Source organism: Bdellovibrio sp. SKB1291214, from assembly GCF_002209355.2.
In the GTDB taxonomy this organism is placed as follows: domain Bacteria; phylum Bdellovibrionota; class Bdellovibrionia; order Bdellovibrionales; family Bdellovibrionaceae; genus Bdellovibrio.
In genome coordinates, this window is the sequence record NZ_CP106855.1 from 425,458 (window position 1) to 449,687 (window position 24,230).

At 45.6% G+C, this 24,230-nt stretch carries 25 protein-coding genes; 7 read left to right on the top strand and 18 right to left on the bottom strand.

What is annotated here, in order from left to right; genetic code table 11:
* Positions 1-22: 22 nt before the first annotated feature.
* The 5 genes from B9G69_RS02135 to B9G69_RS02155 form a co-directional block, all read right to left on the bottom strand.
* Positions 23-2,032: an ATP-dependent helicase gene (locus B9G69_RS02135; RefSeq protein ID WP_088614133.1), complete on the bottom strand. Its 2,010-nt coding sequence runs from the start codon at positions 2,030-2,032 to the stop codon at positions 23-25.
* 154 nt (positions 2,033-2,186) lie between these two features.
* Complete coding sequence (locus B9G69_RS02140) at positions 2,187-2,627, bottom strand: hypothetical protein (RefSeq protein WP_088614132.1); 441 nt, start codon at positions 2,625-2,627, stop codon at positions 2,187-2,189.
* 13 nt (positions 2,628-2,640) lie between these two features.
* On the bottom strand, positions 2,641-3,576 hold the full coding sequence (locus B9G69_RS02145) for a hypothetical protein (RefSeq protein ID WP_254916717.1): 936 nt from the start codon (positions 3,574-3,576) through the stop codon (positions 2,641-2,643).
* Positions 3,577-3,617: 41 nt separating this feature from the next.
* On the bottom strand, positions 3,618-5,000 hold the full coding sequence (gene fumC / locus B9G69_RS02150) for a class II fumarate hydratase (protein WP_265437928.1): 1,383 nt from the start codon (positions 4,998-5,000) through the stop codon (positions 3,618-3,620).
* Complete coding sequence (locus tag B9G69_RS02155; protein ID WP_088614130.1) at positions 5,001-5,762, bottom strand: SDR family NAD(P)-dependent oxidoreductase; 762 nt, start codon at positions 5,760-5,762, stop codon at positions 5,001-5,003. It abuts the gene before it with no gap.
* 131 nt (positions 5,763-5,893) lie between these two features.
* Between B9G69_RS02155 and B9G69_RS02160 the strand changes: the two genes are divergently transcribed.
* From B9G69_RS02160 to B9G69_RS02175, 4 genes are all read left to right on the top strand, one after another.
* Positions 5,894-6,292, top strand: a complete 399-nt coding sequence (locus B9G69_RS02160; RefSeq protein ID WP_088617034.1) for a YchJ family protein — start codon at positions 5,894-5,896, stop codon at positions 6,290-6,292.
* Positions 6,292-6,750: an EVE domain-containing protein gene (locus B9G69_RS02165; protein WP_088614129.1), complete on the top strand. Its 459-nt coding sequence runs from the start codon at positions 6,292-6,294 to the stop codon at positions 6,748-6,750. The genes B9G69_RS02160 and B9G69_RS02165 overlap by 1 nt, the downstream gene beginning before the upstream one ends.
* 3 nt (positions 6,751-6,753) lie before the next feature.
* Positions 6,754-7,704, top strand: a complete 951-nt coding sequence (locus B9G69_RS02170) for a tRNA dihydrouridine synthase (RefSeq protein ID WP_088614128.1) — start codon at positions 6,754-6,756, stop codon at positions 7,702-7,704.
* A 151-nt stretch (positions 7,705-7,855) separates the two neighbouring features.
* Entirely contained in the window at positions 7,856-8,155 is a 300-nt protein-coding gene (locus tag B9G69_RS02175) for a DUF1543 domain-containing protein (protein WP_088614127.1), read from the top strand.
* Between the two features lie 54 nt (positions 8,156-8,209).
* On the opposite strand, the gene B9G69_RS02180 is transcribed toward B9G69_RS02175, so the two are convergent.
* The 4 genes from B9G69_RS02180 to B9G69_RS02195 form a co-directional block, all read right to left on the bottom strand.
* Positions 8,210-10,156 (bottom strand): ABC transporter permease, encoded by a 1,947-nt coding sequence (locus tag B9G69_RS02180; RefSeq protein WP_088614126.1) that lies wholly within the window; start codon positions 10,154-10,156, stop codon positions 8,210-8,212.
* Between the two features lie 49 nt (positions 10,157-10,205).
* Positions 10,206-11,213: an efflux RND transporter periplasmic adaptor subunit gene (locus B9G69_RS02185; RefSeq protein ID WP_088614125.1), complete on the bottom strand. Its 1,008-nt coding sequence runs from the start codon at positions 11,211-11,213 to the stop codon at positions 10,206-10,208.
* Positions 11,210-12,448 carry a TolC family protein gene (locus tag B9G69_RS02190; RefSeq protein WP_217897647.1) on the bottom strand — a complete coding sequence of 413 codons (1,239 nt, stop codon included), beginning with the start codon at positions 12,446-12,448 and terminating at the stop codon, positions 11,210-11,212. The genes B9G69_RS02185 and B9G69_RS02190 overlap by 4 nt, the downstream gene beginning before the upstream one ends.
* Before the next feature lie 144 nt (positions 12,449-12,592).
* Positions 12,593-14,980 (bottom strand): hypothetical protein, encoded by a 2,388-nt coding sequence (locus tag B9G69_RS02195; protein WP_217897646.1) that lies wholly within the window; start codon positions 14,978-14,980, stop codon positions 12,593-12,595.
* Between the two features lie 179 nt (positions 14,981-15,159).
* Between B9G69_RS02195 and B9G69_RS02200 the strand changes: the two genes are divergently transcribed.
* Positions 15,160-15,855, top strand: a complete 696-nt coding sequence (locus B9G69_RS02200) for a PAP/fibrillin family protein (protein WP_176400883.1) — start codon at positions 15,160-15,162, stop codon at positions 15,853-15,855.
* Positions 15,856-15,907: 52 nt separating this feature from the next.
* Positions 15,908-16,657 (top strand): TSUP family transporter, encoded by a 750-nt coding sequence (locus B9G69_RS02205; protein ID WP_088617033.1) that lies wholly within the window; start codon positions 15,908-15,910, stop codon positions 16,655-16,657.
* Here the strand turns inward: B9G69_RS02205 and B9G69_RS02210 are convergent.
* The 3 genes from B9G69_RS02210 to B9G69_RS02220 all read right to left on the bottom strand — a co-directional run bounded on the left by B9G69_RS02210 (position 16,654) and on the right by B9G69_RS02220 (position 18,093).
* Positions 16,654-17,028 carry a hypothetical protein gene (locus tag B9G69_RS02210; RefSeq protein WP_088614121.1) on the bottom strand — a complete coding sequence of 125 codons (375 nt, stop codon included), beginning with the start codon at positions 17,026-17,028 and terminating at the stop codon, positions 16,654-16,656. The genes B9G69_RS02205 and B9G69_RS02210 overlap by 4 nt on opposite strands.
* Positions 17,028-17,645, bottom strand: a complete 618-nt coding sequence (locus B9G69_RS02215) for a 3D domain-containing protein (RefSeq protein WP_176400882.1) — start codon at positions 17,643-17,645, stop codon at positions 17,028-17,030. The genes B9G69_RS02210 and B9G69_RS02215 overlap by 1 nt, the downstream gene beginning before the upstream one ends.
* 193 nt (positions 17,646-17,838) lie before the next feature.
* On the bottom strand, positions 17,839-18,093 hold the full coding sequence (locus tag B9G69_RS02220; protein WP_088614119.1) for a glutaredoxin domain-containing protein: 255 nt from the start codon (positions 18,091-18,093) through the stop codon (positions 17,839-17,841).
* A 63-nt stretch (positions 18,094-18,156) separates the two neighbouring features.
* On the opposite strand from B9G69_RS02220, the gene B9G69_RS02225 reads away from it, so the two are divergent.
* Complete coding sequence (locus B9G69_RS02225; protein WP_088614118.1) at positions 18,157-18,810, top strand: class I SAM-dependent methyltransferase; 654 nt, start codon at positions 18,157-18,159, stop codon at positions 18,808-18,810.
* A gap of 13 nt (positions 18,811-18,823) precedes the next feature.
* Here the strand turns inward: B9G69_RS02225 and B9G69_RS02230 are convergent, their stop codons facing one another.
* The 6 genes from B9G69_RS02230 to B9G69_RS02255 form a co-directional block, all read right to left on the bottom strand.
* Positions 18,824-19,582, bottom strand: coding sequence for a penicillin-insensitive murein endopeptidase (locus B9G69_RS02230; protein WP_217897644.1), 759 nt, complete (start codon positions 19,580-19,582; stop codon positions 18,824-18,826).
* Positions 19,583-19,663: 81 nt separating this feature from the next.
* Positions 19,664-20,731, bottom strand: a complete 1,068-nt coding sequence (locus tag B9G69_RS02235; protein ID WP_088614116.1) for a tRNA dihydrouridine synthase — start codon at positions 20,729-20,731, stop codon at positions 19,664-19,666.
* Between the two features lie 69 nt (positions 20,732-20,800).
* Positions 20,801-21,319 carry a DUF6580 family putative transport protein gene (locus tag B9G69_RS02240; protein WP_088614115.1) on the bottom strand — a complete coding sequence of 173 codons (519 nt, stop codon included), beginning with the start codon at positions 21,317-21,319 and terminating at the stop codon, positions 20,801-20,803.
* A gap of 13 nt (positions 21,320-21,332) precedes the next feature.
* Positions 21,333-23,270, bottom strand: coding sequence for an acetate--CoA ligase (gene acs / locus B9G69_RS02245; protein ID WP_088614114.1), 1,938 nt, complete (start codon positions 23,268-23,270; stop codon positions 21,333-21,335).
* A gap of 53 nt (positions 23,271-23,323) precedes the next feature.
* On the bottom strand, positions 23,324-23,773 hold the full coding sequence (locus B9G69_RS02250) for a YeeE/YedE family protein (RefSeq protein WP_088614113.1): 450 nt from the start codon (positions 23,771-23,773) through the stop codon (positions 23,324-23,326).
* Positions 23,774-24,196, bottom strand: coding sequence for a YeeE/YedE family protein (locus B9G69_RS02255; RefSeq protein ID WP_088614112.1), 423 nt, complete (start codon positions 24,194-24,196; stop codon positions 23,774-23,776).
* Between the last annotated feature and the right edge of the window lie 34 nt (positions 24,197-24,230).

Here is a 24,230-nt window from a genome sequence, read left to right on the forward strand (position 1 = left end):
GGTGCTAGGTCCTTAGCACCTTTTATTTTCCTATTTTGCTATCAAGCTTAGATAAGAAGCTGGCGACCAGATCGTCGCGGGCCTGCCCCACGACCGGGCGCGCCCCTAATGGGTATTCTTTGTAAAGCTCTGTTGGGATTTCCAATAAAAATCGCGACGGAACTGACGGACGAACCACGCCGTTTTTCTTGCGTTGCTGACAACGAGACATCACCAGGCGGTTTTTTGCACGGGTCACACCTACATAGAATAAACGACGTTCTTCGTCGATGTCAGAGCCCAGGTTTTTATGCGGCAATAAATCTTCCTCGATACCCGCTAAAATAACGACAGGAAATTCCAAACCTTTAGATGCATGCAAAGTCATCAGTTGAACTTTGTTTTGATCCTCTTCTTCGTTGTGATCTTCACGAAGCATCATCGAGTCGACAAAGGACTTAATGTATTCCACTTCGTGAGCACGACGGCCCAAGTAAGCATCTAAGATGCGACCCAAGATTTCAACTACGATCCATTTCTTTTCTGCAGAAGCAGGATCAGCAGCCGTATTCATGACATACTCTTTATAGCCTAACTGCTCGAAAAGCTCGACGAGCTTAGCCCCTGGTGAAGAGCCGACATTAAAGTCTAAGATATGGGTTGGGAGATATTCGATAAACCCCAAAAGGTCTTCGATCGCCTCTCCGGTTTTTTCAGGAAGCTCGACATCTCTCCACAACCGGCAGGCATCCAGAAAGCTGACCCGACGTTTTTGTGAAAACTCCGTCAGCTTTTCAATAGTGGTGTCCCCGATCCCTCGATTTGGGACATTGATAATTCGGCGGAGAGAAACCTCGTTCGGAGAAAATGATTGCTTCAAGTAGGCCATGATATCTTTGATCTCTTTACGGTCAAAGATCGAAGTCCCGCCAGAAATAGTATAGGCGATATTGGCACGACGTAAAGAGGCCTCGATCAAACCACCTTGAGTGTTCGAACGGTACAAGACTGCAAAGTCTTTCAGCTTATATCCCTCTTGCAAGAAATGCTGAATTTCTTGAACTACAAATTCGCATTCGTCTTCTTCCCGTTCAAGGATAAAGACCTCAGGTAAAACACCTGTGGACTTAGCCGCCTCGGCGCGCAGAACTTTACCGTGACGGTTTTTGTTTTTAGAGATCGCGGCATTGGCCACCGCTAAAATTTCACCCGACGAACGGTAATTGCGCTCCAGCATGATCACTTCGCATTTTTTATGCTCGTGAGGGAAATTGAGAATATTTTTGATCTCTGCTCCGCGCCAGCCATAAATTGATTGGTCATCATCACCCACAACAGTGATATTGCTGTGAGGTTTTACGATTTGCTGAATCAAATCCATTTGCATGCGATTTGTATCTTGGAATTCATCAACCATTACTTGAGAAAATTGGCTTTGAACCTTTTCAAGAATTTCCGGATGTTCTTTGAACAACTGCAAAGGCTTGATCAACAAACCTTCAAAATCGACGACACCCAAGTGTTCTAAGCGTTTTGCAAATTTCGGAGCCAGGACTTCGACCATCTCATGATACTCATCAAAACCTTCGTGGGTGGGAGCAAGTCCCGTACGACGGTCATTGATCATGGATAGAATTTTATCGATGTCGAATTTATCTTTGCCCGAATTAGAAAGATTTTTTATCAGCTCTTTCAAAACTGCATTGCAGTCCGTTTGATCTACGATCCCAAAATGCGGGGAAAGACCCGCGTGCTTATGGAAACGACGAAGAATTTGCAGGCCAAAAGAGTGAAACGTTCCAGCCCACAAGCCATCCCCTGCTCCACCTAGCTTTTGCTTTACGCGATGTTTTAGTTCGCGTGCCGCCTTATTGGTGAAGGTTAAAACGCAGATCTCCGATGATTGTGCCACACGCTCAGAAATCATTCTGCCCGTACGGGAAACCAATACCGTCGTTTTACCGGAACCCGCCCCTGCAAGAATCAGCAAGGGACCGAAGTTATGTTTAACAGCTTTTTGCTGCTCGGGGTTCAACCCCTTCAACCAATCCATGAAATCCAGTCTATCTTAAAAAACAAAAACGTCGTACTTCCGTACGACGCATCAGAAAAATAAAGCGTCGCATTTTCATGCGACGCCAATCAATGTTTGCTGTTAAGCGTAACTCACGAAATTAGCTCCAGGAGCCTATTTCGTAGGCATTTAACTAAACGCGGTTGTGAATAAGAGTTCTAACTTCGTCTTCAAAAACAACTTCGATTTTATCTGAAGCTGCATCTTTGATGAAACCTAAACCGAATTTTGGATGAGAAAGTTTTGTGTTTTTCTCGAACTTGCCCTTCATGTTGTATGTCGCCGTGGAAGCACCATCGTTAGACATCAACATTTCGTATTCGTTTTTATGAGAAGATTTGCGCGAGTTCATTGTTTGTTCGCGTTTTTTAGCTGCAGCACCTGTCAATGGCTTACCAGTTTTAGTCTGAGCTTTTGGAAGAGAATAAGTTTTTTGAGAACCACAAATCTCGCATTTGATCTTTGCTGATGTTGCCGAAGTGTGAGCTAAAACTACATGGTATCTGTCAGCATCACATTTTTTACAGAAAGCAAAAAAAGATTTCGCAACTGGTGGCAGAGTGTTCATCGTCATTTCTTATCCTATCCTAGTATTGTTGTTTCAATTGATAAATCATTAGCTTTTCCTCGAGCTTCTTTTGCGCGATCTCACCCGCACTTAAGAAGAAAGGACCTTCTTCACGCTCGATGCGCTGTTGGAGTTCCAACATGCTACTTTCATCTTTAGGATCAATAAACGTCCCTGTCGGTCCGTATTGCTCCAAAAACGCCAGATCGATTTCTTTATTAAAGAATTTCTCCCAGCTATGAGTATTCACCTGCACGCGATAAGTAATAGTTTTAGCATGAGAATGCACTGGAGCGTAAGCCCCAATCACCTCTAAATGTCCATAATGCGAATGGAGCTTTAATGCTGGGCTGCCCCATTGAGTCATCCCAGAGCATTGCTCAACATTGGCATACCACAATCCAAAGGCCTTCGAAAGGAAGCCCAAACCGTAAAACTGCTCTTCCTTCGGTAAAAGCGAATTGACGGAGCAGAGATTGTGCGCAACCCACTCCCCTTTGTGCATTGTGGGAATAATAATAAACAATGAAAGCGGGACCCAATCCATCTCATCAAGGGATTCGATCTCCTTCAAAACTTTCGAAGTTTTGATGGGACTTAGTGACGCAGGGTATTTTTTGGGATCCAAAACCTCGCGGGCGAGTTTTGACAAAGCCTTCGGGCGGATTGCAAAACCCGCCACAAAACCAGGAATAACGGCGCAGTCGTAAAAAACCCAACGAGGCATAGCCATGTTGGAGGGACCGAATGCACGCTCCTCGATCGATAAAATTCGATCTGCGAAAGCTATTTCAGTGACATCGAGAGGATCTTTAAAAATTGGCTTTTGTTGAAACCAATCGAGTTTATGAAAAGAGCCAGGATGAGCAATTTCATTTTCTTCACGTACGAAAACATAAGGACGGATATCCTCATTGTTCAACCAAGTGGCTTTTTGCAATAACTCATTTATCAACGTTCAACTCCAGCTAAACCAGCGGCCCGTTCCCATGGGGCCTATCGGCCCGTCATAGTTTCCGGTCTGACTAGTTTATCAAATTCCTCGCCGCTGAGGAGTCCAAGATTAATAGATTCTTCGCGCAGCGTAGTGCCATTTTTATGGGCAGTTTTTGCTATTTTTGCTGCGTTATCATAACCGATTTTTGGGTTAAGTGCAGTTACTAACATTAAAGAATTATCGAGATGCTTTTTGATTTGCTTGTGATTTGCCTCAATTCCCGAGACACAATGCTCAACAAACGAGTCACAAGCATCTGAGATCAAACGTATTGAGTTTAATACGTTGAACACGATCACTGGCTTAAACACATTTAATTCAAAGTGACCTGTTGCACCACCGACAGTCACGGCGACATGATTTCCCATAACCTGAGCACAGACCATAGTCATGGCTTCGCACTGAGTGGGATTTACTTTTCCAGGCATGATCGAACTGCCCGGTTCGTTTTCAGGCAAATGGAGTTCTCCAATCCCGCATCGGGGGCCAGACCCCAAAAGACGAATATCATTGGCGATCTTCATCAGGGATACAGCAATCGTATTCAGGGCGCCACTGACTTCAACCAAAGCATCGTGGCTGGCCAGAGCCTCAAATTTATTTTCGGCTGACACAAATGGAATTTTAGCTTCGCGCGCAATTTCTGCGGCTGCCTCCACTGCAAATTGAGGGTGCGTATTTAATCCCGTACCCACAGCAGTTCCACCCAACGCAAGCTCATGCAAATGCGGCAGAGTATTTTTAATCCGCTGAACACCGTGTTTGACCTGTGTTGCATATCCAGAAAATTCCTGACCGAGCGTCAATGGCGTTGCATCCATCAAATGCGTGCGACCGATTTTCACGATTTCTGCAAACTCTTTTTGTTTTGCTGCTAAAGCTAGGTACAGCTTTTCCATCATTGGAATCAATCGATGTTGAACTTGCTCGCCCACGGCGATGTGCATCGCTGTCGGGAAAGTATCATTCGAGGATTGGCCTTTGTTCACGTCATCATTGGGATGGATTTCCTTGCTAGGAAGCTTAATTCCCATCATATCCATCGCGCGATTCGCGATCACTTCATTCGCATTCATGTTTGTCTGAGTGCCAGACCCTGTTTGCCACACAACCAAGGGGAAGTGAGCATCGAGTTTTCCAGAGATCACTTCATCAGCGGCCTTCACTATCATCTCGGCTTTTTTGGCATCCAAGATGCCCAGCTTTTGATTCGTCAATGCTGCGCTTTTCTTAAGGATGCCTAAGGCACGAATCATCTCCCGTGGAAATTTATCGCCACCGATTTTAAAATTTTCAGTCGAACGCTGCGTTTGTGCTCCCCAGAATTTATCTGCTGGGACTTGCACTTCACCCATGGTGTCTTTCTCTGTACGGAAACTCATTTACGACCTCCTGTTGACCATTCCAACATGCGCTTGGTCCGTTGGGTAAATCACAAGTTCTTGTATGTTCACATGTGGCGGACGAGCTACGCACCAAGCAATTGTTTCAGCGACGTCCTTGGGTTCAAGTGGAATCATACCCTCGTAAACTTTATCTGCCTTCTTTTGATCATCAAATCGTACAAATGAAAACTCAGTGTGAACCATGCCCGGTTCAATATTAGTCACTCGCACCTGCGTCCCCAATAAGTCCATGCGCAGTCCTTCTGATAGCGCACGAACAGCAAATTTCGTTGCACAATAAACGCCACCGCCGGGATATGTCCAACGACCTGCGACTGAACCTAAATTCACAATATGACCGGAGTTCTTTTTAACCATATGTTCAACGACGGCACGTGTGATGAATAGCAACCCTTTGATGTTGGTATCAATCATGGTCTCCCAATCATCCAAAGAGCCGTCTTGCATTTTGTCGGTGCCTTTTGCCAATCCGGCGTTATTCACCAAGACATCGACGTTTTGCAAATCGTGTTGATGAGCTTTCATAAATTGGCTGACCTCGAAACGATCCGAGACATCGAAGCTGGCTTTGATGGTTTTAATCTGCGGAAACTTTTTATGAAGAGTGGCTTCTAATTCTGTCAGTCTGTCGAATCTGCGACCCGTGATAATAAGAGAATAATTCTGAGCGGCCAAAGCCTCTGCCGTCGCCCAACCAATACCTGCGGTTGCCCCCGTAATCAGAGCCCATCTTTGCATATCTACCTCACAATGAAATTATTGTAGGCCTCCCAGACTCAAATGCCCAGTATTCGTCCTCAACGACATGGCGCTTCCATTGAAGTCCCAGAAGTACCTTTTGCCATACCGCCATGCTAGGTTGGCCCCCTATGAAATGCCCATGTGGAATCGAAAAAAACTATACGGAATGTTGTGGTGTTTACCACTCTGGAAAAGAGAAAGCGCCAACGGCCGAAGCCTTGATGCGTTCTCGTTACTCTGCGTTTGCAAAAAATCAAATGCAATACTTGCGTGATACGACAGACCCGCAATCTTTGGGCGACATCGATGATGAAGCCAATCAAGAGTGGGCTGAACGCGCAAAGTTTTTGAAACTTGAAATCGTTAAAGCCGAAGAAAAAGCCAACAAAGGTGTGGTCGAGTTCAAAGCTTTCTATAGTGTGGATGACGAAGATTATGTTCATCATGAAGTGTCTACATTCCGCAAGCAAGCGGGCGAGTGGTTCTTTAAATCTGGAAAAGTTAAAGAAACGAAAGAGGCTAAATAATGAAATACTGGTTGATGAAATCAGAGCCTGACGTTTACTCGATTGATCAATTGAAGAAAGATAAAACGACTTGGTGGGAAGGCGTTCGCAACTATCAAGCCCGCAATTTCATGCAAAAAGATATGCAAGTGGGCGACATGGTTTTGTTCTATCACTCCAACGCGGAACCACCTGGTGTGGCAGGACTGGCTAAGATTTCTCATTTAGCCGAGCCCGACAAAGCCCAGTTCGATAAAAAGTCGGAATACTTTGATGCGAAAGCGACGAAAGAAAAACCTATCTGGTATTGCACTCAAGTGGAGTACATTGAGAAGTTTTCCGAAATCGTCAGCCTGCAAGAACTTCGTGATAATGCAAAGCTTGCGGATATGTTGGTTCTAGCCAAGGGTTCCCGCCTTTCCGTACAACCCGTTGATAAAAAACACTTCGACATCATTAAAAAGATGGGCGGCTTGTAGTTTATGAAACTTTTCTTGGCTCCGATGGAAGGTGTTGTTGATTGGGTGATGAGGGATACTCTGACCCAAATCGGTGGCGTTGATCAGTGCGTGACAGAATTTCTGCGCGTGACAGATCGCCTGCACCCCGAGAGCGTTTTCTTTAAGAACTGTCCTGAACTTCGCACGGGCTCCCGCACGCGCTGGGGCACACCGGTGTTCGTTCAGCTTTTAGGAGGCCAAGCGGAACCCTTAGCATTAAATGCCCAACGCGCAGCTAAAATGGGCGCCTTGGGAGTTGATCTTAATTTTGGATGCCCAGCCAAAACAGTGAATCGCCATGATGGTGGAGCTTCACTGTTAAAGTCGTGCGATCGCGTGCACACAATCGTAGATACGGTTCGCAAAGCAGTCCCCGCCCATGTGCCGGTGACGGCGAAAATTCGTTTAGGTTTCGATGATCCGACAAAATGTATCGACATCGCCCAAGCAGTTGAGGCAGCGAATGCCAACTGGCTGACGATTCACTGCCGTACGAAAACCGATGGGTATAAGCCCCCTGCATATTGGGAATGGATTCCAAAAATTAAAGAGAAAACGAAAATCAAGATTATCGCTAATGGCGAAATCTGGAACGTTCAGGATTTTCAGCGCTGTGTGGAAGTTACTCAATGCGAAGACTATATGATCGGTCGCGGAGTGATGAGCAACCCGTTCATCTTTAAACAAATCAAACAAAGCCTTCAGCAAGAACCGGTTGAGGAAATGAACTGGGAGCGAGCGAAGCCGTTGTTGCCGCAATTCTTTGCTGCCAGCACCGAGTACATCAACGACTACTTCGCAGTTTCTCGTACGAAACAGTGGTTAAAGGCCTTGTCCTTAAAAAACGGTGAAGCAAAACAAGTCTTCGATCAAATCAAAATCCTAAAAAAACCCACCGAGTTCCACTCAGAACTCCTAAAAGCCACCACCTAAGGATGCCTGCCAGCTTCCCAAGAGGGCCTGCCGGTTTTTTGCAGCCGATTGCGTCAAGCAGTGGGGAATAAGCTGTCTTAGAACATCATATCGATCTTTAGTTTTAAAATGGCGAATTTAACATTTAGATTTTGGGACGAGGTTTTATTCCATGCTCAAACTCTATAATGTTCATTGTGGGTTCTATGATAAGACAGTTACCGGCGGACTTTTCGAAGGCCATACAAATATTCTGGTCGTCGCCGATAGTTTTGCTGACGCAAAAAATAAAATTAAAGGAAAAAGCGAATTCAAACGCCTTAAAATGCACATCGACGGAATCCAGGAAATTGATACGGTCGACGGATACGCCATCTCTTTAAAAGAGCAGCCAGCTCTCGCAAACACCACCGTCTTAAAACGTCAAAAATACGGAAGCACCAAAGCAGAAACTTTGACATTCAAAGACTAGAGACGCCTGCCACCCTAACGCTGGGAACTGCAAAAAGTCGCAGGCAACTGTTGGTTATTCGTAGCGGAGGGCATCTATCGGATGGAGTTCGGAGGCTTTTTTGGCTGGGTACAGGCCGAAGACGATTCCGATAAAGGCCGAGAAAAAGAATGAAAGGCCTACGGCTTTGGCGGAGATGGACATTGGCCATCCTAGGACGGAGGATAAAGCGATCGTGACTCCCCATGCGAGTCCGATACCTAACAGGCCGCCGATGACGGATACCACGACGGATTCAGCTAGGAATTGCATCAAGATGTCAATCTTGCGACCTCCGATAGCTTTACGGAGACCTATTTCGCGAGTTCTTTCCGTGACCGATACCAACATGATATTCATGATGCCGATACCACCCACCAACAACGAGATTGCAGCAATAGAACTTAAAAGCATCGACATGGTTTTACTGCTACTTTCAATCGCCGCTTGCAGGTCCGCCATATTGAAAATTTGGAAAGCATCGTCTTGTTGTGACAAAGGAACGCGGTGACGTTTATTCAAAACTTCCTTCAGTGAATCTTGAGTTTCATCGATCAACTCTTTTTGTCCCACTTCAACGTCGACGGAATCGACATAAGTTTTACCAAACAGTCGGTACATGGCCGTCTGTACCGGAACGATAATGCGGTCGTCTTGGTCGTTGGGGCCTTGCGCACCTTTTTCAGGCAGCATTCCGATCACTGTGAAATTGATTTTATTGATCTTAATTGATTCCCCAATGGGAGATTTGTCTCCAAAGAGTTCACGGGAAACTGTGCGACCTATGACTGCCACAAGAGCGCGTCGCTGATTTTCGTCATCCGAGAAAAAGCGTCCCATCACAGGTTCTGCGTTTCTGACTTCCACAAAGGCCGTCGACACCCCCGCCACCGAGGTGTTCCAGTTTTTATTTAAGTAAGTCACCTGACCGCGACCACTCACATTGGGAACCACGTTCTTAATTGAGGGAATTTGTGCTTTTAAAGCGGCCACGTCATCCGTGGTGATACGAATTCGAACACCTGACTCCTGAGCGACGCCAGAAACACGCACATTCCCCGCGCGCAAAATCAAAAGATTCGAACCCATCGATGCTAATTGCTTTTCAATCGATTGTTGAGCACCCGTACCAAGTGCCAACATCGTAACCACCGCGGCAACCCCGATCAAAATACCCAGCATCGAAAGACCGGAACGAACTTTATTAGCTGCCAAAGTTTTCCAACCTTGATCAAAGTGCTCGATCATTTCACCGAAATGAAATTCGGTATGCAGAGATTGATCCGATGTATGGGATGCAACAGTATTCAGTGGTGCTTTGCGCTCGTCACTTTGAACCACCCCGTCACGCATGCGGATCAGGCGATTGGCTTGCTCCCCGATTTCTTCCTCGTGGGTCACAATCACTACAGTGATGCCCTGGGCATTCAGGGACTTAAGAATATCCATGATTTCTTTTTCGCTGCGTGAATCCAAGTTCCCTGTGGGTTCATCGGCAAAAATAATACGAGGATTATTTATCAGGGAGCGTGCAATGGCGACACGTTGCTGTTGACCACCTGACAACTCATTCGGTTTATGATCACCACGAGTGCCCAAGCCGACTTTTTCTAAAAGCACCTCGGCTTTGGAAAAATCAAATTTCTTTTCAGAATAGAGCAGCGGCAATGAGACGTTTTGCCATGCCGGCATTCTTGGTAACAAGTTGAACTGTTGAAAGATAAAGCCAATTTCATCACGACGTAAAATCGCGAGCTCGTCTTCAGATAACTTTGAAACTTCGCGACCATGGAGTTTGTACGAACCCGATGTTGGAACATCCAACAAACCCAAAATGTGCATCAACGTAGATTTACCAGAGCCCGAAGGCCCCATGATTGCCACAAAATCGCCATCCTCAATGGTCAATGTGACATCGCGAAGAGCATCGACGACGTTGTCTCCCATTTTGTATGATTTTTTTATGCCGCTGATTTCAATCATAAATTGCTCACAATCAAACGATTAAGTACCGGATATCATTCAGTCAAAACTATCTTGGCGGTGGACTACCGGACCCGCCACCCGATTTTCTGCTGCTGCCAGGTCCTTTACCGAATGGAGAGAATGGATTAGAGCCGCCTGGCTTACCACTGGACAATTTGACTTCGGCGACCATCGCAACTTCGCCTTCCTCTGCTCCCTCTAGAATCTCGGTGAATTTGCCATCAGAAATACCGATTTTTACTTCACGACTTTGGGGGCGACCGTCGGGCCCCTGCACGAGCAAATAAGTTTTACCGTTTTGAACTTTCAAAGCTTCACTGGCGACAACCAAAATATCTTTTTTATCTTGAACAAAGAACGTCACGTTGGCCGTCATACCACTTCGCATAAAGTCAGGGGTCTTACCTGCAGGCAAAGCGTCCACCAAATACGTCGTCACACTGTTGACGGTTTTAGAGTCAAAAGCGATCTGATCTGCAGTGGCTTTAATCTTTTCACCAGGGTATGCATCAAGGACGATTTCAGCGCGTTCTTTCAGTTTGATCTGCGCAATATCCGTTTCATCGACTTGTGCTTTCACTGTCAAACGATCCGACATCGTTAAGATCGCATCCGTCGTTGTAAACGTCTGACCCGGCTCAACACTTCTTAAAATAATTGTGCCGTTGATCGGCGCCATGATTGGCGTTGCCAAATATAATTCTGCCCAACGTTTGTACTCCTCCGCACCCTTGGCACGGGCAGCATCTAACATCGCTGCTCTTTCTGTGGAGCTCATAATCGCAATGATTTGGCCTTTCGTGACTTTTTGGCCTTCACGAACTAATACTTGTTCCATACGACCCGCCACAGGAGCTTTGATCTCAAGACGATTTTCCGGTTGCACGGTCCCCGTTGCCAGGATTGTCACTTCGATGTCACCTTTTTTAATAGGCAAACGTTTGTAAGTGACCTCGTTGGCTTTGCTTTGTTTGTAGTAGTAAAATCCACCGCCACCCAGCGCTAATATCGCAACAACAGCCCAAGTGATTTTGCTCTTAAAAATATTCTTCATAACAACGCTCCTACACCTTGAGCTTTTTCCCACGCAGCTTCGGCAATGATGCGATCTCGTTTGGAGGTTAGATACTGCTTGGTTTTATTGATCAAATCATTCTCAATCGTGTCCCAGTCTTCAAAGGACATCAGTCCGTTATTGTATTTGGCGCGAGCAATATCGGCACGAGTACGAGCTGCCAACACATAGGCATCGTTAACCGCCAACTGCTCAACTGCCTCCACATAGTCTTTGTAAGCTTTTTTCAACGTTGAAAGAAGACTGCGATCAATCCCAGCAAGATTGCTTTTTGCCGCATACAACTGAGAAGTCACACTCTTCGTCGCATAATAATCACGTCCACCATTGAATAAAGGCAAAGTTAATGTCGCCCCCAGTGTCCAACGATCTTGAGTATTAGGATAAAAGTTTTGACCGTAATCTCCGACCGTCGCTGATAAATCCAGGCTTGGGAAAAATCCCGAACGTGTATTTCTTAAATTCGCCTCGGACACCGCAACTTGTGCTTCATAAGTTTCCCTATTGGGAGTGCCCATTGCGATAGATTTGAAATCCGGCTCTTTAGAAGTCGGTGTCGTCAAAGGAAGATCATCTTTGATCAACACGGTTTCTTCACTGTCTATGCCCACGACTTTCTTAAGGTCGGCTTGACTGGTATCAACATCATGTTTCGCTTTAAGGCTGTCTAATTGCGCTTGCTTATAATTGGCTTGGGACAAAAGCAATGAGCCTTTGTTTTCGCGACCACTTTCAAAACGCAGTTGAACAATTCTCAAGTTGTCATTACGGCGCTTCACAATGTCTTCAGAAATTTTTACTGAATCAGAGGCATAGATGGCAGAGGCAAACGCTGACTTTAAGTCATAGCTCACCTGCGAACGTGTGGAGCGCAAGGCAGCTTCAGAGACGCGAGCATTGCCACGTGCTTGCTCCACCTTTGAAGAATCAGCGAAACCTTTAAATAGATTTTGGGAAGCAGTTAAAGTCGCAGAATAATCGCCGCTAGAAGTAGCAGTCGCAGCACCATCGGAAGATGTACCCGTTTGAGAGTATCCTAAAGCCGCTGATAACTGGGGGAAGTAACCACTTTTGCTGCTTTCAACCGTGTACTTGCTTGCTTTGTAAGTTTCTTCGGAATACTGCAGGTCCGCATTGTTTTTCTTGACCAGATTCAACGCTTCTTGAAATGACAAAGGTTGTTCAGCCCAAACTAAGGATGAATAAATCGTCATGGAAATTGTGATAAAAAATGTTCTGCAAGAAGGCATTGGCAATCCTCTTTTCCTCTTACAATTACCCCCGGAATCCGAGGGGAAGTCAAACTTCCCACTGTTAATCCGGATACATTGTTAGACTATAAAAGAATTGTGTAAAGATTAAGGAGACGCCTCGTATCGAGGCGCAGGCCCGGATTTGTATGCCGTCTTATTGAATTCCTCAACGGACTTTTTGAATGCTTCTTGGATTCGCTTTTGTTCAAGTTTGGTTAGATAAAGGTCGGGGCTTTGTCCCATCAATAATTTTACGGAGCCCTGATTAAGTGTATCGGTACGCATATCGATACCAAACGTCACACCCTCGAGCTTGTTAGGATCCATTTGAGAGCCCAAGTTCTTGCGCAAAAGTTTTTCAATGGACTCGCCATGAGTACTTAACGAGTTTCTGGTCTCGGCACTTTTTACGCCGTCGTTTACAAATGCAAAGCGCATCTTAGAAGCATACTTGCTGTCAGCCACTCGACTTAAGACTTTGACTTTTTCCTGCTCACTTATAGGCTTAGCGGCAATCGCCACACAATCATCCCCCGAGCACACGGATTTGATTTTTCCAGGCTCAACGGATTCTGTAACGACTTTATTAAAGAATTGCTTTTGAGCGTTAACGTCACTGGTGACGGCTTTTTCCGCTTTACGTGCCTCGCTCAGGGCCGTGTCAACATCTTTGGATTTTGCAAGCGCCTCGGCGGTGCCTTTCATATTTGAAGCACCTAACCCCACAAAGTCCATCGTAAAACCACCGGCCGTTGCATCATTCAGGTTGGCGCTTTCGCGCTTTGCAATCATCAATCCCGGAGAGAATTCATCACTTGTTTTCACATAGCGCTGAAGATCTTGCACCGTGGATTCTGATAAAGTGGCAAGCTTATAACGATTTTTTAAAGAGGTTTGAATAGTCTTTGTGTTGCCCATATTTTTGCGGACGATATCAAAAACTTCCGGTTTGAACGTTTCACCATCAATGAGCTTTGTTTGTCCCAACTGCTGACGCAATGACACACGATCCGCTTCGACAGCTTGAACCGTTGCGGAAAGTTCCGATTTGAGTTTTGAATTACTGTAAGAGGCCATCTCCCCTGGAGTGGTTTTCCTTGCGTAACGTGCGGCAGTTCCCGCTTCATCAGCCGTCCGACCGTAACCAGCTTTAAAGTAGTTATCAGGATGATCCTGTTGGCGGAGCATTTTGTTATCAACGAGGTAATTGGTGAACTCGTTGTTGGCATCCTTAAAGAGTGCTGCCATTCTTTTTTCCAGATCTGCGGGAACTTTACCCTCAAACGCAAAACGCAGAGATTTAAAGTCGGAGTACTCTGAAACTTTCAAATCCGGGAATTCTTTTTTAAGCTCTTCCAATCGCTTTAATACAAGATCTTTGTGATAGTTCGTTAAACTTGTCACAAGATTCTTATCTTTCAAAGTATCGTTTAGGTACTTCATTTGACTGTTTTCAATATTCACAAAGTAGGCGTTGGCCTCTTTGCCTTTTTCAGCCAATTCAATAAACTTTTCGTTTTGTGCAACTGTCGTGGGATTATAATCCACATATTTTTTAATAAAATCAGCTCTAGAAACGGCAGCTGATTTTTCCGCGACTGCGACGGTCCGGGCCACTTCAGAACTTTCTTCCGCAACCTTTCCCAAAGCTTTAACAGCTCGGGCACCCTTAAACGCAGCGCCTGCCAAAAGCGTGGGATCAATCACCTGTCCTACTGCATAGCATGCCATCTCGGCCTGTGCTTTTGGGTTGTAACAATTAAACTTTTGATACTCTTTTTTTAGTTTCGCTTTAATAATCACCGACAGATCTGCAAGTTTAGATTTCTGCTCTGTCGTTAATTCAGTATCTGTGGGATGCATCTCGGGTGGCTTCGCAGTCATGACGCTGCGATGGATGGAATCAAGATATGCTTTTCGGTCACGAACCTGAACGTACAGAGCCGAGGCCGATATTTTACTTAGCTCTTCATCTGACAACGAAGAATAGCGCGGATCTTCTTTGACCAGATCTTTTTTGCAGGCCAGTGATTGGTTACACTGCGAGACAAATTCCGAACGAAGCTTTTCATTATTTTTGATGTTCTCCCAAGCGGCATCAATCTGCTTACCCAGTCCCATTGCCATGTCTTTTAAAGCAATACCTGTGTCGATCAACGAGTTTGTATAACCACGCAGGCAGGCCTTCATCTCATCCGTTGCTGTATTGTCTTCGGCTTGTGCGCACAATCCCGAGACATCACATTTTCGAACAAGACCTGCTTGTGCCGGATTTTCTTTCGCAAGCTCATCACACTTTAAGGCCTTACTTTCGATGGCACACTGATGGGCAAATTGCGTAAGAACACTGGACGACGATGACTGAGGGGAACACTTCACTTGCGTGCACGCGGCGAGCACACCTACGGAGGACTGAGCCCACGTTTGTGCGACGAACAGGAGTAGGAATATCATAATGTAAACGCGCGCTTGCAAACAAACTTCCTTATGCATTTCTTGATTACATATTGATCGGTATTTAGCGAAATGAAGTATAGAGAATCTCATAGGAAAACCGGCGATTTCGATCACGCCTAGACCTAACATTCGGGAGACTGTGTGTTAAAACACTTTAACTCCACTTTGCAGTCACCGCCGAGGCCTTCATACTCATGGCTTGGGAGGTACCACGTATGAAAATGAGACACTTTTTCCAGGCTATCTTGATGACACTTTCCTTGGGGATCACTTCAACATCCCTTGCCCAAGAAAATAAAGATCGCATCACCGAACTGAAGCAGCAGATTTTAGATATCAGTCGCACAGCTCAGGGCGAGTATGATGGAGACGACAATGATCCAACCGTTCGCGCAAAACTGGATCCCTTAGTGGATGAACTGATTACGTTAGTCCCAAAAAGAACAGAGACAGAAAAACTTCCCCAAGTTGTGGGAGCCTGGAAACAGGTTTGGGCAGATGGCCCTGGTGGTGGATCGCCTGGCTCAGGAGGGGCGTTAGGCGCCGCTATTTTCCAAGTTGTTTTTCCCGATGGTTATTATTGGAATGTTGCTAAAAATAAAATTGCGGGTGTTGAGTCGATGGGATTTTTGCGCGGCAAATTTGACATCGATGTTGATAAGTTAAATATCGAATTCACAAAATCCGTGGGCGCACCTGGATGGTCTGCGCCAGGAACTGAATCTTACATGCTTGCTATGAGAGCGGAAGTTGGAACTTACGATTCAGTTCCAACACCGGGTCCGATTGGCAAAAAAGGCTTTTTAGCAAACACCTATGTTGACGAAGATATTCGCATCTGTCGCGGTGGTGGCGATGATTTCGGCACAGGAACATACCTTTACGTGCTAGAAAGAAAATCGCAGTTCTAGATTCAGATTAAACTTCCTTGGGGCGCAAGATTCAGATAACGTCACTTCGATGATGGATCTTGCCCCTGAAACATATTTCCTTTTATTTGCCGTCGGTATCATCGCCGGCACAATTGACTCTATCGCAGGCGGAGGGGGTTTGATCACCGTCCCTGCGCTGCTCAGTGCGGGACTTCCTCCTGCTATGGCTCTGGGTACAAACAAGCTACAAAGTACCTTTGGTAGTTTCTCAGCAACTCATTATCATTATTCAAAGAAAACTTTCGATCTCTCGAAAATCAAGGCTCTGATACTATTCACGTTCTTGGGCAGCGCCGTTGGTACGTTTTTAATTCAATCTCTTGATGCCACTCTGCTGAACAAAGCAATTCCTTTCATGCTGATGGGTTTTGCAGTGTACTTTAGCCTGTCGCCTCGCTTGGGTGATATCGATCAGCACCAACGTATGCCATATGCGGCTTTTTCAATAGCGATGGGCTCGGCGATTGGATTTTACGATGGATTCTTTGGACCTGGTACAGGCTCATTCTGGGCTTTGGCTTTTGTAAGTCTTTTGGGATTCAATCTTTCAAAGGCAACAGCGCACAGCAAAGTTTTAAACTTTGTCTCTAACATCACTTCCCTGGTCGTATTTTTAATGGGTGGAAAAATCATTTGGACGGTAGGACTGCTTATGGGCGTTGGACAATTTATAGGAGCCCGTATTGGATCTCATTTGGTTATAAATAAAGGGGCACGTTTGATTAAGCCCCTTCTTATCGCTGTGTCTTTGATTATGTCGATCAAGCTTTTGCTTTCTTAGTGGTTTGTTCCACGCTTAAACGTTTGCACTCGAGCTTGTTGTAGCGTCTTACAAGCTCCGTCTGCAGCCTTCTCTTCACAAGCTTTGGAAATTTGGTCTTCCATTTCATTCCACAGATCCGAATTTTTACCAGCTGCCAAAATCTTATCTTTCGACAAGGTCTTTAAAGAGGTCACTTTAGGAACGGTAGCGATCAGCTGTCCCAAGTAATATGACTTTTGTTCCTTGGTGATCTTTTTAAATTCATCCCAATCCATCACGTAAAAAGGCCCGTCTTCTTCGGAGCCTCCTTGCTGAGTAACTTCAGCTTTTGCAAAAAAGGAGACCGGGAGAATTGCGGCAATAAGAAGTAATTGAACAGAGTTTTTCATCAATTCACTCCCCCGCTAGTACCTGATGAGGACTCAGCAGAAGACGGTTCAATGACCTCTTGTAAATCCTCGCGTTTAATTTTAGCTGCTTTCCAGAAATCTTCCATTTGACGAACAGCTTCTTTGTATTTTGGATTCAAAGTCTTTGTTTTGCGGTTCGTGTACTTCGCAATCTTTTTAAATTTTTTCGTATCCAGACACTTTTCAGGACCAACAAGTTGCACGTCTGGAAGATGATCATTGCTAAAAGATGACTTATCCACCTTAGGATCACCAACAAAGAAATCAAATTTATTGGTGCCCTGAACGGCGCCCCCCGTATCATCAATAATGAAATAGCCCGGGTGAGCTTTCTTTTGACCATTTGGCAACTTCACCATCTTGCCACGCATGGAGGGCATATAGATGATCGTTCCCATTCTGTTGTGATCAGGATCTGCAGCAATGGAGATATAGGGAATAATGCATTCCCCACCAGCACCCTTGCCGGTTTTACAGCCCTGACGGCGCAGGCCATCCATATTGTACAAAGTCGTCGTTGCGATATTACCAGGGCAGGCCCCCAAGGTATAAGAGCCCGAGATACTCGCAAGAAAAATTATAAAAATGGATTTCATAAGCATCTTCCCTCGAACGATTCACAAAGTACTGCAAGTTAGGGACCGGCCCTACTATCGATATTGAAGCTTTCAGTGTGAATGAACTCATCAAGTGTGCAAAACACTGGACACTTTTTCAGTTTACAGGGAGTGACTCATTTAGGGAAAAATAGAGTGCCTTGAGAGAGAGGAACTGGACCCGTTCCCCGTTTTATTCTTTTAACATCTGATCCAGCTTGCCTTCTTCGTCGAGAGCTTTCAAATCTGTGTAGCCGCCGACAAGTTTGCCATTGATCAGAATGATAGGAACTGTTCTCCACCCTGTTTCATTTTTGATGCGATCAATTTCTTCGGGTTTATCAGTAAGATCGATAACGTCGTACTTGATACCTTTGTTATCCATGAAGGTTGTCGCACGATCACAATATGGACATGGATTTTTCTTATACATAAGCACTTTAGCCATGTGACACCTCTTTCTCTTTTATTTTTGACATAGACACCATAAAAGGTAAAGGTTGGAAGCATTATGAAGTGTGTACTTTGCGAAAACCCAGACTCAGCCCGTTTCAAGGTGATAAAAAAACCTGAGCGTAGTTATTATCACTGCAATAGCTGTGACTTGATATTTATGGCCCCTGAGGATCGCATGTCTGCCATCGACGAAAAGGCGCGCTATGATCAGCACCAAAATGAAGATCAAGCGGGTTACCGAGCGTTTTTAGCTCCGCTGATGAAGGATGTGGAAGAGTACACAGCTAAATCAGGCAAATCTTCAAATGACATGCACTTGCTTGATTACGGCTGTGGTCCCACAGCTTTTTTAGGCGCGTGCTTTGTCTCAAAGGACTATCAGGTCACAAATTACGATTTGTATTATCAGCCTGATCAAGACGCTCTAAAAAAATCCTATAACATCGTCACTAGCACTGAAGTGTGGGAGCATTTTCACAACCCCAAGATCGACATCGAAACTCAGCTGCGCACTTTAAAACCTGGTGGCCTCCTTGCAGTGATGACCTCCGCTCATAAAGGCGAAGCTCACTTCCATGATTGGCATTACCGCCGCGATGTTTCTCATGTCTCGTTTTTCTCTGACAAAACGATGCAGTGGTTTGCCCAAAAATATAATATGAAAACCGTCAAAGCTAAAAGCCCCTACTGGGTCTTTAAAAAGCAGTGAGTGGTCGCAGTCATCAATCACCGCATCCAGTGACATCGGCAATTTCATTTTGTTGAATGCAATCTTTATAAAAAGGCGAGCAGCGCAAGCGCAGATGGAAATGAGTGTCGTGACCTACGGTCGGCCATAACCTGCGCAAAATTTCTCGATCTAATGGATTCCCTAGCAGGCCTTGAGCTTTCGCCCATTCACAAAGATAAGTCTTCAATGTGGGATGAATAAAAATCATATACACGGCAGGCGGTGATTTTCCATTCACATCGATTTGCTGTGAAACCAAAATCCTCCAGAAATCCCAATTTTTCTGAGGATTAAACTTTTCAGTCACCATTCCATTTTCATCAAGGACGGATTCATACTTGGTCTGACCCATAAAATAAACGTCGCCGTCTAATCCATTTTGATGGGACTTGTGAGGGCCATAGGGTCCACCGTGCTCCAAGGCGATACTTGCGATATGGACTTTATAATTCGGGGAAAAATGTTCTACGTAAAAGGCGCTGGCATTTTTTAAAAGCGAGATCATCATGCCCGCTCCCCACCCGGTTTCAGCAGAGTTGACTCGTATAAATCCATCACCGGATTCTGGTAAAAGCACTCCGTCTTGCAGGCTTCCATATTGATTGGTTATTGTTCCATCAGGGTTTTTTATACTGCGTGTTTGGGCGGGTCCTACCGCATGACCTGGTCCCGACAGATCAATCCAAGAACTGTCGGCGAAAGCACCCGAGAAGCAAAGGACAATAAGGCTTAAAAGGAAAACCGCTTTCATGAATCTATTATAAGACTTCATGTCCACAATGAAACCCACCGAAGGCATGTTTAATTACAAAATATTTTTAATTAGACGCGGCTACTGACGTAGCTCCGTCCGTAAAGACATCTCATGGGGAACTGCAAAAAACTTAGCAACCCCTTCAAGCATTTCGTCGACGTTGCGAGCTTTCGCACACACTCCCGTCAAGGCATTACCGAATGCCAACCACACGCTGGTTGTGCGCACATAAAAGCGCACCTTTCTCATGGCCAGGTCTTCCCCGAAATAATGACGACAACGCTCGATAAGTTTAATCAGAACTCGTCCGTATTCAGCGCCTTCTTCCTCTGCAGAGCGTGGGGCTTTAAGGCCTCCTTTGCCGGCTGGAGGCGCAAAGCCAAGTTCCTCACCCAATTGCCACAACATCCAGGGGCGAGCCGCCAATCCGCGACCCGCCATCGCCATGTCACAGCCCGTCTCCTTTAACATCATCATCGCATCTTCGACGGTTTGCACATCACCATTGCCAATGACCGGGAAATCCACTGCCGCGTGCAAAAGTTTGATCTGCTCCCAATCTGCCCAACCACGTCGTTTTTGCGCAGCAGTTCTAGGATGCAAGCAAACCCAGGAAGCCCCCGAATTTCTTAAACCGCCAACAAAGGTTAGCAACTCATCCAGTTCTTTTGTCGAACCCACCGCGCGCAGTTTTACACTGACGGGTACGGAGGAATTTTTGACAGTCATGCGCACCACTTCAGCTGCATAATTCGGATCACCCATCAGGGCGACACCATAATTGTGCTTTAAAGCTTTTTGCACAGGACAACCCATGTTGATGTCGATAGCTTCAGCTCCCCACTCGATCAAACGTTTTACGCTGTCTGCGATGGCTTGCTCTTCGTTACCAAGAATTTGGGGAACAAGGCCCGGCTCATGGGCCGCCCGCATAGTTTCAGGAGTTGTTTCTAAGTTTTCGCCGGGGATACGACGAGAGTTTAACATCTCTGTTGGCCAAATCGTGTAAGCACCATCGGGTAAATACTCGCGCATCACTTCACGCAAAGCCACGTGGGTCAGGCCCACCATGGGGGCCAAACACAAAGGAAAATTAACTTTGCCATCAAGAATGGGTCTATGCAGACCTAGCTTTACAGAATTCATACTCTCTTTAAACAAAAAGACTCCCAGGTGGGAGTCTTAGTAATTCATTCTCATTATCGAATGACTTAATTAAACCAGTTTTGCATTTGGTTGCAGAGCATACTTTTTAACAAGCTCATAACCGCCAAACATCACAGCGCAAAAGAAAATATCGCCTGCCACTTGATTTCCAAAGAACGGAATCGCAGCCACATAGCACTCCACCAATCCTTGAGCGGTTGGTGCATACATGCCACCCATGATCCAAACACCAAAATTTGAAACCAAGAAGAACACAGAGCTTGCTGCTAAAGAAAGTCCGCCGATGCGAGCCACTGATTTTTTTTCAGTCAGGAACCAACCCATCATCACGATCAACGCGAAACCCGCATAAACGAAGAATGTCGTATTGTGGAAACCACCCAATACCAAATCGCTAAGCGCCAGCGCTGCCATCGGCACCAAGAGCGATTGCTTTTTGTCATTGAAATAAGCGCCACCGAACAAAGCCATGGCACCAATTGCAGTGAAATTCCAAGGATGCGGAATCAGACGAGAAAAGGCCGCAGCCAAAACCATTACTGTTAATATGATCATGCGTGTAGTCATGCCCAGGAACCTATCACTTGTTCATGCGGTTGTCTACTAGCTCCTGAACCACTCCAGGCTCAGAAAGCGTGGTGATGTCACCCAGCTGATCTGGTTGATTTTCCGCGATTTTTCGCAGAATTCGACGCATGATTTTGCCAGAACGAGTCTTAGGCAAACGCGGCGCCCACTGAATTAAGTCCGGAGTCGCAATAGGCCCAATCTCTTTGCGAACGGTCTGTACCAACTCCTTACGCAAGTCCTCAGAGGCCGCGATTCCGGTTTTCAAAGTCACATAGGCGTATATTCCCTGACCTTTGATTTCGTGAGGATAGCCCACAACAGCTGCTTCTGCGACGCTTTGATGTGCGACCAAAGCAGATTCAATTTCCGCAGTTCCCAGTCGATGACCAGAGACGTTGATGACGTCGTCCACACGCCCCGTGATCCAATAATATCCATCTTGATCGCGGCGACATCCATCACCGGTGAAATAATAGCCCGGATAAGTTGAAAAATAAGTTTCTTCAAAACGTTTGTGATCACCAAAAACGGTGCGCATCTGACCCGGCCAAGAATCTGCAATCGCCAAAACTCCCTCACCAGCTCCGTCAATTTTCTGCCCCTCTGGTGTTAACAAATGTGGTTGCACGCCAAAGAATGGTAATGTTGCGGAACCGGGTTTTAAGGGAGTTGCTCCTGGCATCGGCGTGATCATAAAACCACCCGTTTCGGTTTGCCACCATGTATCCATGATTGGACAACGACTATCACCGACGACTTCGTAATACCACACCCAAGCTTCAGGATTAATGGGCTCTCCCACCGTTCCTAAAATTCTTAACGAAGAACGATCGCAGTCCTTGACCCATTTTTCCCCTTCACGCATCAAAGACCGCAATGCCGTTGGCGATGTATAAAATAAATTTACTTTATGCTTTTCTACGATCTGCCAAAAACGCGACGGGGTTGGATAATTGGGAACGCCTTCAAAAAACAAAGTCGTCGCGGCGTTCGCCAATGGACCATACACGATGTAACTGTGCCCCGTCACCCATCCCACGTCTGCCGAGCACCAATAGATATCCTGATCGTGATAATCAAAAACATACTGATGAGTTGCGCTGGCCCACAAAAGATAACCACCGGTCGTATGCAAAACTCCTTTGGGCTTGCCTGTTGAGCCAGACGTGTAAAGAATAAACAAAGGATCTTCCGCATCCATTTGCTCTGCTTCACATTGATCGCTGACTCCTTGGACCATGTCGTGATACCAAACATCCAAGCCATCTTTCATTTGGACATCGATGCCGGAATATTTTACGACCAATACTTTTTGAACAACACTGGCTTTTTCAACGGCTTTGTCTACGTTCACTTTCAAAGGAACAGATTTACCACCTCGGAAACCCGAATCCGCCGTGATGATTATTTTAGATTTTCCGTCCCTGACACGATCGCTGATCGAGTCAGGTGCAAATCCTCCAAAGATCACCGAATGAACGGCACCTATGCGTGCGCATGCCAACATCGCATATACAGATTCCACGATCATCGGCAAATAAATGGTCACCACGTCACCTTTTTTAACGCCCATTTTTTTAAGGACGTTCGCAAAGCGACACACTTCGTGGTGAAGCTCTTTGTAGGTAATTTTCTTAGATTTTAAATTGATGTCATCGGCTTCCCAAATCAAAGCCACTTTATCTGCCTTCGTCGCCAAATGACGATCGATACAGTTATAGGAAACATTCAGTTTGCCGCCCTCGAACCATTTAATACTGACGGGTTTTTTGAAAGATGTGTTTTTAACTTTGTCCCATTTTTTAAACCAGTGCAGGCGCTCAGCTTCTTTCGCCCAAAAGCTTTCGGGGTCTTGAACAGATTGCTGATACATGTCTTTGTATTTTTGAGGCGTGATCAGTGCGTTTTTTTCAAGTGAAGGATTGATAGGATAAACGTCTTTGTGCATGCGAAGCTCCTTCGTCACATTGAGCTTTTATCCTATTCTCATTTGCTTATCGGTCAATTCTTTTTGCGGAGCTCTTTTGATCTTTCAAAGATGCGATAGATCAACATTCCCGAGAGCATACTAAAAGTAAAAATAATTGCGGACATGGAGCCCGCACCTACTGAGGTGACCGCAGGACCGGGGCAGTATCCTGCAAGTCCCCAACCCAGTCCAAAAATCACACTTCCCACCATCAGAGGTTTCGTAATTTCCGTCGCCTGGGAGAGGTGAAATTGTTTATCAAACAACGGAGATTTTCTGTTACGAATCGAAAAGTAAACAATCGCGTGAATGGGTACTGCGCCCAGCATAACAAACATCAAACTTGGATCCCAGTCAGGTCCCCAAGTTAAAAACGCAATCACTTTTTGTGGCTGAGTCATACCGGAAATCCCCAAGCCTATGGAAAATAAAAACCCCACAAGCAAGGCCGACCAATTGCGCAGATTTTTGATGTGTTCCATCTACACGCCCACAATCCAGCGAAGAAAATTCGCCACCAACATTCCAGTTATCATAAAGCAAATCGTTGCGATGATAGATCGCGGAGACATGCGCGCAACTCCACAAATGCCATGCCCACTCGTACAGCCGCTCCCCATGACAGTTCCAAATCCCACCAGCAGACCGGCCATCAAAATCATGGCGGAATTCCTACTGGGAAGCGGTTCAAAGTATGCTGGATTTTTAAGTGTCAAAACTATGCCACCCGTGATCATGCCGATAACAAAAAACAGACGCCAGAAATAATCCGATTTGTTGTAAGTGAAAAGGCCGTTTAAAATACCACTGATCCCAGTCACTCGACCGTTCAAAATCAGAAAAAGTGCCGTCGCAAGTCCAATGACCGCTCCGCCCCCTAAAGCCATTAAGATATTCTCTTGCATAAAAAATCCTCCCAAGGTGGATTTACTAAACGCA